Here is a 14,303-nt window from a genome sequence, read left to right as displayed (position 1 = left end):
GGGATGAGGGCGGATAGTTTGTTTAACTGATCCCATCCAGCAGAAAATCCAACGCTGATTTGATTGCATCACGTTGACTTGTGATGCTACAGACTTCTTCACCCAGCGCTCTTTCAGGAATACTCGCGAGTTCGTGAGTCATTAACACAAACTTTTCAGGCCCTACCGTCACAATGGGTGTAAGTCTGTCAGCAAGAGGACCCATGTACTTTTCTAAAGGAAAAAGCGGGATAACAACCCGGGTTGTACGGCGTCCGATGATGTCGCTCTGTACATTCAGAACATAAGGATAAAACGCCATTCGCCCGGTATTTTTATAAACCGTAAATTGCATCACTAAAACGACCTGTATTCGTCGGAGAACAGGCCGTTCTCCTCTGAAAGTTTATTCAGATAATCAATGGCCTGCGCGTTATCCTTCTGCCAGCGAGCAACTTGAATACTATGCAGTTCGGCACGAATAGCATTTTCAAACGTCTGAGATAAATTAACGCCGTGCGCTTTGGCTTCCTGAATTAATTCAGGAGCGGCGGTTACCGTAACGGTTTTTTTGTTTCGTTTAACTGTGGGCATGGTATGTGCTCCGAGCTGTGTTAATTACACATAAATTAGCATGAACACTGGTTAAAGTATGTACAAGATAAGACGCTTTATTTTTCTTCACCTCAAAATTGCGCTCAATTGAGGTGAAGTGAGATAAACATCACCGCGCTGGCTTCGCATTCCCCCACAACCGACGCGAATAATCCTCGATCTGCCTGGAAATACGCCTTTTTTGCATCGTTCGGGTCCAGCTTACCGATAGCCCTGCTGCGCTTAGCAGGCGGTGATACTGTTCATCATCAAACGGCATATGCCAGGCGATGGCGGCGGCATCGCGGATGCTGACGTCACTGGTGCGCGACGCCAGTTCCAGCGGCGCGTCGGCGCTGACGGTGCCGCCCTGGATCACGCGGTATAGCCAGCCGGTGCGCGCGGTTTGCTGCATCAGCAATGACAAATCGCTGATGGCAAAATGGAAATTAACTTTGAAGCACGGCGAGCGCGGCTGAGTGACCTGAATCAGCGCCTCACCCCATCGGAAAATATCACCGATATAGACGTTGTCCTCGGTTAGCCCGACGGTAGAAATATTTTCGCCAAATGCGGGGGCGACAAACCGATCCGCCTGCGCCGGGAATTCACGCGTCCACTGGGCGTAATGCTCGCGGGGATAGTGGCATAGCGCGCGATCAGGTCCCCCATGGATCACTTTTTCCGCCTGCTGATCGCCTTCCAGACCCAGATCGGTCAGGGTTAACGCACCTTCGACCTGAACCTTGGCGATGGCGCTGGGGCGGCTGCCGGGGTAATCACGCACCTGGCCGATGTAAATGTCTGCGGGATAATGCATCTGCTGCTCCTTATGCGGATACAAAAAAAGCGAGCCTCAGGCTCGCTTTATTAATGCAATATTGCAAGCTGATTTTTAGTAGCATATGTTAAAAATACCTTTTACTTACTTTCTTATTCAATCAGGGAAATTGATAAAATCTGATTTTGGTAAACATTTTCATAAACATATAATACAGGCGTACAATGCTATCAGTCATCATTAGCCGTAAGGATATAAGATGCAAGCATCCGATTATTTAAGGATAAAATATCAGCCCGACAGGCAAATAGCTTTAACGACTCAAGATGCAATAGGAGGGGTTTTACATTCTGCAAAAGGAGTTGCATCTGATATTTATGCCGGTATTGAACGGGCCAGTTGGTATTCATCGTGCTTTATTCCGCAATACACTGATATTTGCCAGGAGCTCAAGTCCGAAGAAATACGCTCGCTTTATTCTATTGAGTCTATATATCGACATCGAGATGTCATTGCATACATGCTTTATTTGTATTTCAAAATGGTATGTGATGATGTTGAAGAAGATAACTCAGAAGGCTCGGCACGTAAGTTGATCAAGAAGATGACAGGTCTGGCTTCCCATATGAACATTGCTGGAGGGACGCGGTATGCTTTTGCGGCGGCAGCTTCTGTTGCGCTTTCTCAGTCTGGCTTCATATCTAAAATCGTTGTTGAACGTTTATCAGCTAAACTCCCTCAAGCGGTTTTTGCGCTTCAGTTCTATGGAATTCAACAAAAATGCGCCCTTGCCGCCCGACACCTTAAAGTTATGACTCCCGAGTATTATTGGATTCTGTATCAGGAAAAGCTTGAAATGCTTTACTATTTTATCGAGCCGATGCTTTCTGAGATCATCAAAAAAGTGAAATCAAAAATCTACTCAAATCTTGATGAACTGGCAGATTTCATACAAGGCAACTTTGATGTTTAAAAGTTTAATAACGCTATTATTAGAAAGTGTGGTTTTCCCTGCGTTAGTCATAGCTTTTGCTCTGTTATGGTTTCATCTATTCCCAGACCATTGTCTGCTATTAACATTGATTACGGTTATTGTTTTGATTTGGCTTTTTCCACGTTTTACCTCAAAGCGATAATAAAAATGTATACGATTACAGATGCAGGGATGGAGAGAGAATATTTCAACATCATTCTGGAGAATGTGAAACTCACGTCGATTACGCCTGATCTTTACCCCGGAGCATCTACAGGTATGCATCTTGAAACTGTTCTCCTGCGCTACGAGAAAATTACGTGGAAACACTGCGACGGTAATATCATTTATACCGATGAATGGAATCATCGAGCCGTTTATTAAGAAAGCAGAACAGAAATCAGTTAACTATGAGATTTTAAGTCGCTTCAATAGGCGAAGGTATGTTTTGATCCAGCCACTTGCCAGAATTCAGGTTAAGCAGGCTATTAGCATGATAAAAGAAGCGGTGGACATTTCATTTCTTAAGAAAAAAACGCCTGATGTAATACATCAGGCGTTTTAAAGTAAACCTGACAGGAATTACTTAGCAGCAAAACGTGCAGCAGCTTCGTCCCAGTTCACCACTTCCCAGAAGGCTTTGATGTAGTCAGGACGTTTGTTCTGATATTTCAGGTAGTAAGCGTGTTCCCACACGTCCAGGCCCAGAATAGGGAAGCCGGATGCGCCAGAGATGGCTTCACCCATCAGCGGGCTGTCCTGGTTTGCAGTAGACACCACAGCCAGTTTGTCGCCCTGCAGCACCAGCCACGCCCAGCCGGAGCCGAAGCGCGTTGCCGCCGCTTTCTCAAAATCTTCTTTGAATTTTTCCACGGAACCGAAATCGCGTTCGATAGCTGCTTTCAGGTCGCCCTGCAGCGTGGTGCCGGTTTTCAGGCCTTTCCAGAACAGGCTGTGGTTCGCGTGGCCACCTGCGTTGTTGCGCAGTACGGTTTTCTTGTCAGCCGGAACCTGATCCAGCTTAGCGATCAGTTCTTCTACCGGCAGGTTAGCGAATTCAGGCAGAGACTCCAGCGCTGCGTTAGCGTTGTTGACGTAGGTCTGGTGGTGTTTGGTGTGATGGATTTCCATCGTTTGCTTATCGAAATGCGGTTCCAGGGCGTCGTAAGCGTAAGGCAGGGATGGCAGTGTATAGCTCATTTTTCATCTCCATTATTGTCGGGCGGCAAACGGCCCTTTTCAGAACCGGTGTGTTAACGCCGCGTAATCAGTGGGATCATTATAGTTAATTAAATGATATTGAAAATGTTTATCAATGCCGCATTTATTATAAGGTTATTCACAACAGGAATAAGTCAATTTGCGAGGCGCTTCACAGTGATAACGGTTTTTCTGCCAGGTACTTGCCGGGATGGCAAAAATACGAAGGTAGCTACCGGGTAAACGGGCCATAGTCGATGCTCCTCATGTTCCCTGGAGCAAAAAATGACGATAAATATCGCACTTTTTGGGATTGGCCTGGACACCTACTGGCCGCAATTTAGTGGTCTCGAACAGCGCCTGACGGATTATCTGTCGCGCATCCACCAGCGCCTTTCCTCCCCTGAACGTCACATCATTAATGGCGGCCTGATCGATAACGTCGCCAAAGCCGACGCCTACGCTGCCGAACTCAACAACCAGCCGGTTGACGCGATCTGCCTCTATATCAGCACCTACGCTCTCAGCGCCACGGTACTGCCGCTGGTGCAGCGCATCAACAAGCCGGTGATTATTCTGGCGCTTCAGCCGGAACCCGGCCTGCCTTACGCCGCGATCCGCGCCCTCGCCGATCGCGGTGCCCGCACCGGGGAATGGCTGGCCCATTGCCAGGCATGCAGCGTGCCGGAACTGGCGAACGTGTTTAACCGCGCGGGTATTCGTTATCAGCTGTTATTTGGCGCGCTGAAAGACGATGACGCCGTCTGGCAGGAGGCCGACGCCTGGCTTAACGCGGTAAAAGTGAAGCGGGCGCTGGCGGCTGCACAGGTAGGCGTGTTGGGGCATTACTACGATGGCATGGTCGATGTGTACAGCAACATGACCAATCTGTCGGCCCGGCTCGGCGTGCGCTTTAAGCCGCTGGAGATGTGCGAGGTGGCGGAGTACCGGGAAAACGTCACGCTGGCGCAAACCCAGGCCAAATGGCAGGAGCTGGAACAGGCGATGCATATCGATCCGGCCTGCGAGCAGTCAGAGCTCGATCGCGCGGTGCAAACCGCCTGCGCGCTGGATGCCCTGGTGGAAAATAACCAGTTGGCGGCGCTGGCCTATTACTACGAAGGACGCAACGGTAACGCCTACGAGAACATCATTACCTCTGTGATCATGGGTACGACGCTGCTCACCGGGCGCGGCATCCCGGTGGCGGGCGAGTACGAAATCAAAAACGTGTTGGCGATGAAAATCATGCAACTGCTGGGCGCGGGCGGTTCGTTCTCGGAACCTTACGGGATCGAATTCTACGATGATGTGGTGCTGTGGGGCCACGACGGCCCGGCGCATCCGCTGATGGCGGACGGCGAGGTGCGTCTGGTGCCGCTGCCGGTGTATCACGGTAAACCCGGTAAGGGCGTGTCGATCCAAATGACGGTCAAACCCGGTCCGGTAACGTTTTTATCGGTGGTGGAAGACGCGGATAACCGCGTGATCCTGCAATATGCCGAGGGCGAGGCCGTGGCGGGTGAGACACTGGATATCGGCAATACCAATAGCCGTTACCGCTTCCCCATCAGCGCCCGGGATTTTACCACCCGCTGGAGCCTCGGTGGCCCATCGCACCACTGCGCGATTGGCATCGGCCATCAGGGCGCATTGCTGGAAAAACTCGCCTGGCTGCTGGCCATTCCGGCGGTGAAAATCGCCTGATCCTCCCTCCTCCTGGTTGCCGCCAGGAGGAGAAAATTCGAACTGTGATCCCGGTCTTACCCACCCACTGTTTTTTGCCATTTATGATGTGCGCGCGGCAGTTGCCCGAAGGTAGCCCTGTTCCTGTATCCCTAAACTCGTCGTCATTGGGGGTGTGCTCGAACCCCTGGCCATTCGACAAAATGAGGAATTAAAGAATGAGTAACGCAATAACGATGGGGATCCTCTGGCACCTTATTGGCGCGGCCAGCGCCGCCTGTTTTTACGCTCCCTTTAAGCAGGTAAAAAACTGGTCATGGGAAACCATGTGGTCAGTGGGCGGGATAGTGTCGTGGATTGTTCTGCCCTGGGCGGTCAGCGCCGCGCTGCTGCCTGATTTCTGGTCCTACTACGGTTCGTTCAGCGCTTCCACGCTGCTGCCGGTATTCCTGTTCGGCGCGATGTGGGGCATCGGCAACATCAACTACGGCCTGACCATGCGCTATCTCGGCATGTCGATGGGCATCGGGATCGCCATCGGCATCACCTTAATCGTCGGTACCCTAATGACGCCAATTCTGAACGGCAAATTCGGCGTACTGGTGGGCACTCCCGGCGGGCAAATGACGCTGCTTGGCGTGTTTGTGGCGCTGATTGGCGTCGGGATCGTCACCCGCGCAGGCCAGTTGAAAGAGCGCCAGATGGGCATCAAAGCCGAGGAGTTCAACCTCAAGAAGGGGCTGATTCTGGCAGTAATGTGCGGCATTTTCTCCGCCGGGATGTCCTTCGCGATGGATGCGGCGAAGCCGATGCATGAAGCCGCAGCGGCGTTAGGCGTCGATCCGCTGTATGTCGCCCTGCCGAGCTACGTGGTGATTATGGGTGGCGGCGCGGTGATTAACCTCGGCTTCTGCTTTATCCGCCTGGCGAAAGTGCAGAACCTGTCGGTCCGCGCCGACTTCTCGCTGGCTAAGCCGCTCATTATCAGCAACGTGCTGTTCTCAATGCTGGCCGGCTTGATGTGGTACTTGCAGTTCTTCTTCTACGCCTGGGGCCACGCCAAAATCCCGGCACAGTACGACTACATGAGCTGGATGCTGCATATGAGCTTCTATGTGCTGTGCGGCGGCCTGGTCGGGTTGATTATGAAAGAGTGGAAATCGGCGGGACGCCGTCCGGTGGGCGTACTGAGCATCGGCTGCGTGGTGATTATCATCGCCGCCAACATCGTTGGGCTGGGGATGGCGAACTAACTCTCCCGCACGCCCTCGCGTTTTAACCATTCATGACACTGCTGACGCCACAACCGTGGCGTCACGCCCGTTTCACGGGTAAACACCACCGAAAAGTAGTTGCTGTCCTCAAAGCCGCAGCGCGAGGCGATATCGCTAATCAGCATATCGGTACGGCGCAGCAAATATTGCGCCTGGCAAATGCGCAGCTGGCGCAGATAGTGATTGATGGTCATCCCGGTTTGCTGGCGAAAGCGCTGGCGCAGCGGGCGCTCCTGTACCTGGTGGTGCTGGCAAAACGCCTGTAAATCGAAGGCGTTATTCACGCTGTTGTCGAGCGCGGCAATCAGTAGATCCAATACTTCCCCCTGCCCCGGCGCTCCGGCATTATCGGGCTGATAACGATGGCGGCGCAGCGTAATGCACAGTTGCAGAAACAGGCTTTCGCTCAGGGTACGTGACAGCGCGTCGTCTTTCGGGCTTTCATGTTCGAGCTGGCTGATGATTTGCCGCGCCTGGGCGATACCCTGGCTGTTCAGCCGCCAGCGCGGGCTATCCGCCTGCGGTTTCAGCAGCGTATCCCAGTCCACATTGAGCGTGAGCCGTTCCGGGCAGTAGATGATGTTGTGCAGCACCAGATCGTTGACTGACTCATAGCTGTGGCGATCTTCCGCCTTGATATAAAACAGATCGCCGCAGGTAATGCGCCACGGGCGGTCGTTCAGCACGTGTAAGCCATTACCGCGCCACACCATCACCAGTTCGCAAAAATCGTGGGTATGTTCAGCGAACACGTTTTGCGGATAGCGGTCCGCTACCGCCACCGGCTGCATGGGTGAGGCAAAAAAATCTGCTTTTTTGAGGATCAACTGAGCGGCCAATGTTTGCCCCCGAAGTGAGTCAGAGTGGAAATACGCAAGTTGCCCGCTACGCAGCCTGTCAGGGCGGCGTAGCGGGCCGGGTCGCAATCGGAAATTATTGAATTTCCGGAGACAAAAAACGGTGATGCTGTTCGCGTTACTGGAGTTGGCGATCGCGGCCCTGGCGTATATCGCGCGGAGAGAAACAGAACTCACGCTTAAACAGTGTGGAAAAGTGGTTACTGTCGCCGAAACCGCACTGATATGCGATATCCGTGACGCTCTCCTCGCTGTGGCGCAGCAAATGGCGCGCGCGCATTAAACGCAGCCGATTCAGATAACGTTGGGGCGTCAAACCGGTTTGCTGCTTAAGCTGGCGATGCAGGGTGCGTAGCGACAGGTCAAACTGCCCGGCCAGGGTCTCCCAACAAACTTCGCTGGAAAAGTGCTCCTCAAGCCAACCAATCATCATATTTAGCCGGTTATCCGCGCCAGCGGACTGGTCGGCCAGGCTGCCTTTACGGATCTGGATCAGCAACTGCATAAACAGAATTTCACGCTGAGCCAGGCTATGGGTGTCGCTGGCATTTCCTAATACTTCCAGATCTGCCAGGAGATTTTTCACCTGTGCCAGCACTTGTGCCGGAACGCGCCAGTGGGAAGGATAAATACCGTCCTGCTCCTGAGGCAGCAGTTTATCCAGCCCGGCAAGGAAGCTGAACGCATCCGGGGCGCGATAGAGAACGTTGGTCAGGCACAGGTTCTCGGTGTGTTCGAACAGGTGTCTGTCGTGATCGCGCACAAAGCACACCGAACCACCGCTCAGGGTATAGGGCTGGCCGTTAAAGATGTGCGCGCCGGTGCCGTGTTCGACAATAACAATCTCATAAAAATCATGGTGATGTTCCGGGAATGCCGACTGCGGCAAGCGAGGCTCGATCGCCACGGTCGCGGCGCTACACGGGAAAAAATCGCTGCATGTTAAGACGGTCATTTTCACCTCCCACCAATGAAATTTCGCTTGATAGTAGATAACCGCCCCACGCCGTACCTTAACTTTTCGACGCTAAACGGCGCAAATTGTGTTCGTTTTTTAAGAATCCGCAGGAAAGATCGGGAATTGCGGCAAGGCTCACAACCCACCTGAAATGCAAACTGTGAGTTCACTCACGTTCACCTTTGGCTTCTTGCCAGTGCGGGTTTGACGTTGTCAGTGGCGAGAAGGTGACGCGCCAGGCTTCTTTTTAGACTGATGGGCAATGATTCAGATAAGGATTCCCATCATGTCTATTCGACATAGCGTTGCCGTTGATCTGGGTGCCTCAAGCGGTCGCGTGATGCTTGCGCGCTTCGACACGGCCAGCCGCGATCTGCAACTCACCGAGATCCACCGCTTCACCAACGCGCTGATCCGCGACGGGCAGTTTGATTGCTGGGACGTGGACGCGCTGGAAAGCGAGATCCGTTTCGGCCTGCAAAAAGCCTGCGAACAGGGCGTCGCTATCGACAGTATCGGTATTGATACCTGGGGTGTGGACGTCGTGTTACTGGATGCGCAGGGCCAGCGCGTTGGCCCTGCGGTGGCCTATCGCGATAGCCGCACCGACGGCATTATGCAGCAGGCGTGCGAATCCCTGGGCCGTGACGAGATCTATCGCCGCACCGGCATTCAATTTTTGCCTTTTAACACGCTGTACCAACTGCGTGCGCTAACCCAGCAACAGCCAGGCCTGGTGGAAAGCGTGGCGCATGCCCTGCTGATGCCCGATTACCTGTGCTATCGCCTGACCGGGGAGATGAACTGGGAATACACTAATGCCACCACCACGCAACTGGTCAATATCAATACCGATAACTGGGACGATACGCTGCTGGAGTGGGCGGGCGTACCGGCGCGCTGGTTCGGCAAACCGAGCCATCCAGGCAGCGTGGTCGGCCACTGGGTCTGCGCCCAGGGCAATCACATCCCGGTGGTGTCTGTCGCGACCCACGATACCGCCAGCGCGGTGATCGCCGCGCCGCTGGAAGGCAAAGACGCCGCGTATCTCTCATCCGGCACCTGGTCGTTGATGGGTTTTGAAAGCAAAACCCCCTACGCCCACGCCGATGCCCTGGCCGCCAATATCACCAATGAAGGCGGCGCGGAAGGCCGCTACCGGGTGTTGAAAAATATCATGGGCCTGTGGCTGCTCCAGCGCGTCATTAAAGAGCACGACATCACCGATCTGCCTGCGCTGATTGAACGCGCCCGCCAGCTTCCGGCCTGCCGCTGCGTGATCAACCCGAACGACGATCGGTTTATCAATCCGCCCAACATGAGCCTGCAAATCCAGGCCGCCTGCCGGGAGAGCAGTCAGCCCGTCCCGCAAACCGCGGCGGAGCTGGCGCGTACCATTTTCGACAGCCTGGCGCTGCTGTATGCCGATGTGCTGCACGAACTGGCGCGGCTGCGCGGCAAGCCGTTTACCCGCCTGCATATCGTCGGCGGCGGCAGCCAGAACCATTTTCTCAATCAACTGTGCGCTGACGCCTGCGGGCTGCCGGTTTCCGCCGGGCCCATCGAGGCCTCGACCCTCGGCAATATCGGCTGCCAGCTGATGGCGCTGGATGAAATCTCTGACGTCGACGACTTCCGCCGGGTTATCCAGCAAACCAGCTCACTCACCACCTTTACGCCCAATCAACATAGCGAAATTGCCCGCGTTGCTGCGCAGTTTCAGCAAACCCATCAAACAAAGGAGCTTTGCGCATGACTACTTCTATTAATCAGGCATGGGAACTGGCTAAACAGCGTTTCGCCGCCGTTGGCGTCGATGCCGAACAGGCCCTGGCGGCCCTCGATCGTCTGCCGGTCTCCATGCACTGCTGGCAGGGCGATGACGTCGCCGGTTTTGAAAACCCGGAAGGCGGGCTGACCGGCGGCATCCAGGCCACCGGTAATTATCCGGGCAAAGCGCGTAACGCCAGCGAGCTGCGCGCCGATCTGGAACAGGCGATGAGCCTGATCCCTGGACCGAAACGCCTGAACCTGCACGCCATCTATCTGGAATCCGATACGCCCGTTGAGCGCAACGCCATCAAACCAGAACACTTCAAAAACTGGGTGGAATGGGCCAAAAAACAACATGTTGGCCTCGACTTCAACCCGTCCTGCTTCTCGCATCCGCTGAGCGCCGACGGTTTTACCCTGTCGCACGCTAACGATGAAATTCGCCAGTTCTGGATCGACCACTGCAAAGCCAGCCGCCGCATTTCCGCTTACTTTGGTGAGCAACTGGGAACGCCGTCGGTAATGAACATCTGGATCCCGGACGGCATGAAAGATGTGCCGATTGACCGTCTTGGCCCCCGTCAGCGCCTGCTCGCCGCGCTGGATGAAGTTATCAGCGAGAAGTTCGATGATGCCCACCATATCGACGCTGTTGAAAGCAAACTGTTCGGGATTGGCGCAGAAAGCTACACCGTCGGCTCCAACGAGTTCTATATGGGCTACGCCGCCAGCCGCCAGACCGCATTGTGCCTGGACGCGGGTCACTTCCATCCCACCGAAGTGATTTCCGACAAGATTTCCGCCGCCATGCTGTATGTGCCGCGCCTGCTGCTGCACGTCAGCCGCCCGGTGCGCTGGGACAGTGACCACGTGGTGCTGCTGGATGATGAAACCCAGGCCATCGCCAGCGAAATTATTCGCCATGACCTGTTTGACCGGGTGCATATCGGCCTCGATTTCTTTGACGCCTCGATTAACCGCATCGCGGCATGGGTTATCGGCACCCGCAACATGAAAAAAGCCCTGCTGCGCGCCCTGCTGGAGCCGACCGATCACCTGCGCAAGCTGGAACTGAACGGTGATTACACTGGTCGTCTGGCGCTGCTGGAAGAGCAGAAATCCCTGCCATGGCAGGCTGTGTGGGAAATGTACTGCCAGCGCAACGATACCCCGGCGGGCAGCGAATGGCTGGAAAGCGTCCGCGCCTACGAAGAAAGCATCCTGCGCAAACGCGCGTAACGACTCAGGTTCACAGGGGCCACTGGCTGGCCCCGTAAAGGAAACAACACTATGCAGACTATTATTAATTCCTGGTTCGTTCAGGGCATGATCAAAGCCACCACCGACGCCTGGCTGAAAGGCTGGGACGAGCGCAATGGCGGCAACCTGACGCTGCGCCTGGATGAGGCGGATATCGCAGGTTATCAGACCGATTTCCATGCCAAACCGCGCTATATCGCCCTGAGCCAGCCGATGCCGCTGCTGGCGAACACGCCGTTTATCGTCACCGGCTCCGGTAAGTTCTTCCGCAACGTGCAACTGGCCCCGGCAGCCAACCTCGGTATCGTTAAAGTCGACAGCGACGGCGCGGGTTATCACATCCTGTGGGGCCTGGAAGACAGCGCGGTGCCGACCTCTGAACTCCCGGCGCACTTCCTGTCCCACTGCGAGCGCATTAAAGCCACCCAGGGCAAAGACCGCGTGATTATGCACTGTCACGCCACCAACCTGATTTCGCTGACCTATGTGCTGGAAAACCGCACCGACGTCATCACCCGCAAACTGTGGGAAGGCAGCACCGAATGCCTGGTGGTGTTCCCGGACGGCGTGGGCATTCTGCCGTGGATGGTGCCGGGCACCGATGAAATCGGCCAGGCGACCGCGCACGAAATGGGTAAACATTCCCTGGTGCTGTGGCCGTTCCACGGCGTATTCGGCAGCGGCCCGACGCTGGACGAAGCCTTCGGCCTGATTGATACCGCCGAGAAATCCGCCGAGATCCTGGTGAAAGTCATCTCTATGGGCGGCATGAAACAAACTATCTCTCGCGACGAGCTGATCGCGCTGGGCAAACGCTTCGGCGTCACCCCGCTCGCCAGCGCGCTGGAACTGTAAAGGACAACAGCCATGAGCTTTTTATTAGCATTGCCGAAAATCAGCCTGCATGGCGCAGGAGCCATTGGCGATATGGTTAAACTGATCGCCGGGAAAAAATGGGGCAAAGCGCTGATCGTCACCGACGGTCAACTGGTGAAAATGGGCCTGCTGGATAGCCTGTTTACCGCGCTGGGCGCCCATCAGCTTTCATACCAGCTATTCGATAAGGTGTTCCCTAACCCGACGGAAGCGCTGGTGCAGCAGGGTTTCGCCGCGTTTAACGAGGCGCAGTGTGATTACATCATCGCCTTCGGCGGCGGCAGCCCGATTGATACTGCCAAAGCGGTGAAGATTTTAACCGCCAATCCGGGGCCCTCCACCGCTTACTCTGGCGTCGGTAAAGTCACCCATCCGGGCATGCCGCTGGTGGCGATTAACACCACCGCCGGTACGGCGGCGGAGATGACCAGCAACGCGGTGATCATCGACAGCGAACGCCAGGTGAAAGAGGTGATTATCGACCCGAATATCATCCCGGATATCGCCGTGGATGACGCCAGCGTGATGCTGGATATCCCGGCCGCCGTCACCGCTGCCACGGGTATGGACGCCCTGACCCACGCGGTAGAAGCCTATGTCTCGGTGGGCGCGCATCCGCTGACCGACGCCAACGCGCTGGAAGCTATCCGCTTAATCAGCCAGTGGCTGCCGCAGGCGGTGGACAACGGTCACAACCTGCAAGCGCGCGAAATGATGGCGTACGGGCAGTATCTGGCGGGAATGGCGTTTAACAGTGCCGGGCTTGGCCTGGTGCACGCGCTGGCGCATCAGCCGGGCGCGACCCATAACCTGCCGCACGGCGTCTGCAACGCGATCCTGCTGCCGGTCATTGAGAACTTTAACCGCCCGAACGCCGTGGCGCGTTTTGCGCGTGTCGCCCAGGCGATGGGTGTGGATATCCACGGCTTAACCGACGAACAAGCCAGCCATAAGGCCATTGATGCGATTCGCGCGCTGTCTGCCCGCGTCGGCATTCCGTCGGGTTTCGCCGAACTGGGCGTGAGCAAAGCGGATATCGAAGGCTGGCTGGATAAAGCGCTGGCCGATCCGTGCGCGCCGTGCAATCCACGTACCGCCACCCGTGACGAGGTGCGGGCGCTGTACCTGGAGGCGTTATGATCCGCAAAGCCTTTGTGATGCAGGTGAACCCCGATGCGCATGAAGAGTATCAACGCCGTCATTCGCCAATTTGGCCAGAGCTGGAGGCTGTTCTTAAGCAGCACGGTGCTCATCACTACGCTATTTATCTCGATGCACAGCGTAACCTGCTTTTTGCAACCGTAGAGATCGAGTCAGAAGCCCGCTGGAACGCGGTGGCGGAGACCGGGGTATGCCAACGCTGGTGGAAACATATGCGTGAAGTGATGCCAGCTAACCCGGATAACAGCCCGGTAAGCGAAGAACTAAAAGAAGTGTTTTACCTGGAGTGAGTCATTTAGCCCGGCAAAAAAAGCCGGGCTTTTTTAATTCTGTTCCGCCACCAGCAGGGCCTGGGTATCCGGCTCCAGCGCTTTAAAAATGTGCTGGCGATCGGCGGGGTAGCAGATGTAATCCCCCTCGCCCAATTCTTCTGGCGCTTCCGTCAGCCCCACCATCGCACGCCCTTTGGTCACGATAATATGCTCCACCGACCCCGGCGGATGCGGCTGTGAAACGCGGTCGGCACCCGGCTGCGTCAGCAGCAGATACACGTCGCGCCGCGCCCCCGCCGGGCAGGCAGCCAGCAAAATTGCCTGATAGTTGGCTTCCCCGGCGATCACTTTCATCCCCTCGCCCCGGCGGATCACCTGCGTCATCGGCAACTGCGGCTCCAGCAAACGGGCGAAAGGTATATCCAGCGCCACACACAGCGACCACAGTGTCTCCAGGCTGGGGTTGCCGTTACCGGACTCCAACTGTGACAGCGTGGATTTAGCAATCCCGGCGCGGCGGGCGATTTCCGCCAGCGAAAGCCCGGTGCGCTGGCGTTCCCGCACTAGACTTTTAGCAATAACGCTAATTGGCTGCGTCATAAAACGGCCTCATGTTCAATAAACCGAACGAATCGTTCATCTTGATAATCGGTTGTGAA

15 protein-coding genes and 1 pseudogene are annotated in these 14,303 nt (G+C 55.3%); 9 read left to right on the top strand and 7 right to left on the bottom strand.

What is annotated here, in order from left to right; all coding sequences use genetic code 11:
* Positions 1-22: 22 nt before the first annotated feature.
* From ACVV26_RS00500 to yiiM, 3 genes are all read right to left on the bottom strand, one after another.
* Positions 23-334 (bottom strand): CcdB family protein, encoded by a 312-nt coding sequence (locus tag ACVV26_RS00500; protein ID WP_474801993.1) that lies wholly within the window; start codon positions 332-334, stop codon positions 23-25.
* A gap of 2 nt (positions 335-336) precedes the next feature.
* Positions 337-573 carry a type II toxin-antitoxin system CcdA family antitoxin gene (locus tag ACVV26_RS00495; RefSeq protein WP_474799512.1) on the bottom strand — a complete coding sequence of 79 codons (237 nt, stop codon included), beginning with the start codon at positions 571-573 and terminating at the stop codon, positions 337-339.
* Between the two features lie 130 nt (positions 574-703).
* The gene (gene yiiM / locus ACVV26_RS00490) at positions 704-1,393 is read right to left on the bottom strand and encodes a 6-hydroxyaminopurine reductase (RefSeq protein WP_474799510.1); all 690 of its coding nucleotides are present in this window, start codon (positions 1,391-1,393) and stop codon (positions 704-706) included.
* 220 nt (positions 1,394-1,613) lie between these two features.
* On the opposite strand from yiiM, the gene ACVV26_RS00485 reads away from it, so the two are divergent.
* Both ACVV26_RS00485 and ACVV26_RS00480 read left to right on the top strand, forming a co-directional pair.
* Positions 1,614-2,327 (top strand): hypothetical protein, encoded by a 714-nt coding sequence (locus ACVV26_RS00485; protein ID WP_474799508.1) that lies wholly within the window; start codon positions 1,614-1,616, stop codon positions 2,325-2,327.
* A 156-nt stretch (positions 2,328-2,483) separates the two neighbouring features.
* Positions 2,484-2,711, top strand: a pseudogene (locus tag ACVV26_RS00480) (type VI secretion system tube protein Hcp); the annotation flags it as partial.
* A gap of 198 nt (positions 2,712-2,909) precedes the next feature.
* On the opposite strand, the gene sodA reads toward ACVV26_RS00480, so the two are convergent.
* Positions 2,910-3,527 carry a superoxide dismutase [Mn] gene (gene sodA, locus ACVV26_RS00475; protein WP_312984171.1) on the bottom strand — a complete coding sequence of 206 codons (618 nt, stop codon included), beginning with the start codon at positions 3,525-3,527 and terminating at the stop codon, positions 2,910-2,912.
* A gap of 285 nt (positions 3,528-3,812) precedes the next feature.
* Between sodA and ACVV26_RS00470 the strand changes: the two genes are divergently transcribed.
* On the top strand, positions 3,813-5,234 hold the full coding sequence (locus ACVV26_RS00470) for an arabinose isomerase (protein WP_474799507.1): 1,422 nt from the start codon (positions 3,813-3,815) through the stop codon (positions 5,232-5,234).
* 197 nt (positions 5,235-5,431) lie between these two features.
* Entirely contained in the window at positions 5,432-6,466 is a 1,035-nt protein-coding gene (gene rhaT / locus ACVV26_RS00465) for an L-rhamnose/proton symporter RhaT (protein ID WP_474799506.1), read from the top strand.
* Here the strand turns inward: rhaT and rhaR are convergent.
* Positions 6,463-7,326 carry an HTH-type transcriptional activator RhaR gene (rhaR, locus tag ACVV26_RS00460; RefSeq protein ID WP_474799504.1) on the bottom strand — a complete coding sequence of 288 codons (864 nt, stop codon included), beginning with the start codon at positions 7,324-7,326 and terminating at the stop codon, positions 6,463-6,465. The genes rhaT and rhaR overlap by 4 nt on opposite strands.
* Positions 7,327-7,462: 136 nt before the next feature.
* Positions 7,463-8,299, bottom strand: coding sequence for an HTH-type transcriptional activator RhaS (gene rhaS / locus ACVV26_RS00455; RefSeq protein ID WP_312984165.1), 837 nt, complete (start codon positions 8,297-8,299; stop codon positions 7,463-7,465).
* A 289-nt stretch (positions 8,300-8,588) separates the two neighbouring features.
* Here rhaS and rhaB point away from each other — a divergent pair, with 289 nt between their 5' ends.
* Genes rhaB through rhaM form a run of 5 tightly spaced genes read left to right on the top strand, consistent with a single transcriptional unit; the run spans position 8,589 to position 13,662 of the window.
* Positions 8,589-10,058 carry a rhamnulokinase gene (rhaB, locus tag ACVV26_RS00450; protein ID WP_474799503.1) on the top strand — a complete coding sequence of 490 codons (1,470 nt, stop codon included), beginning with the start codon at positions 8,589-8,591 and terminating at the stop codon, positions 10,056-10,058.
* Positions 10,055-11,314 carry an L-rhamnose isomerase gene (gene rhaA, locus ACVV26_RS00445; RefSeq protein WP_474799502.1) on the top strand — a complete coding sequence of 420 codons (1,260 nt, stop codon included), beginning with the start codon at positions 10,055-10,057 and terminating at the stop codon, positions 11,312-11,314. Before rhaB ends, rhaA begins: the two co-directional genes overlap by 4 nt.
* A gap of 51 nt (positions 11,315-11,365) precedes the next feature.
* Positions 11,366-12,190, top strand: a complete 825-nt coding sequence (rhaD, locus tag ACVV26_RS00440; protein ID WP_474799501.1) for a rhamnulose-1-phosphate aldolase — start codon at positions 11,366-11,368, stop codon at positions 12,188-12,190.
* Between the two features lie 12 nt (positions 12,191-12,202).
* A complete protein-coding gene (gene fucO / locus ACVV26_RS00435) occupies positions 12,203-13,351 on the top strand; it encodes a lactaldehyde reductase (protein ID WP_474799500.1) in 1,149 nt (382 codons plus the stop codon).
* Positions 13,348-13,662, top strand: a complete 315-nt coding sequence (rhaM, locus tag ACVV26_RS00430; RefSeq protein ID WP_474799498.1) for an L-rhamnose mutarotase — start codon at positions 13,348-13,350, stop codon at positions 13,660-13,662. The genes fucO and rhaM overlap by 4 nt, the downstream gene beginning before the upstream one ends.
* Before the next feature lie 33 nt (positions 13,663-13,695).
* Here rhaM and ACVV26_RS00425 read toward each other — a convergent pair whose 3' ends face one another.
* Positions 13,696-14,244, bottom strand: a complete 549-nt coding sequence (locus tag ACVV26_RS00425; protein ID WP_474799497.1) for a helix-turn-helix domain-containing protein — start codon at positions 14,242-14,244, stop codon at positions 13,696-13,698.
* Between the last annotated feature and the right edge of the window lie 59 nt (positions 14,245-14,303).

It is taken from the genome of Atlantibacter sp. MEI4A-1023 (genome assembly GCF_056155425.1).
This window is presented reverse-complemented; position numbering and strand designations above follow the sequence as displayed.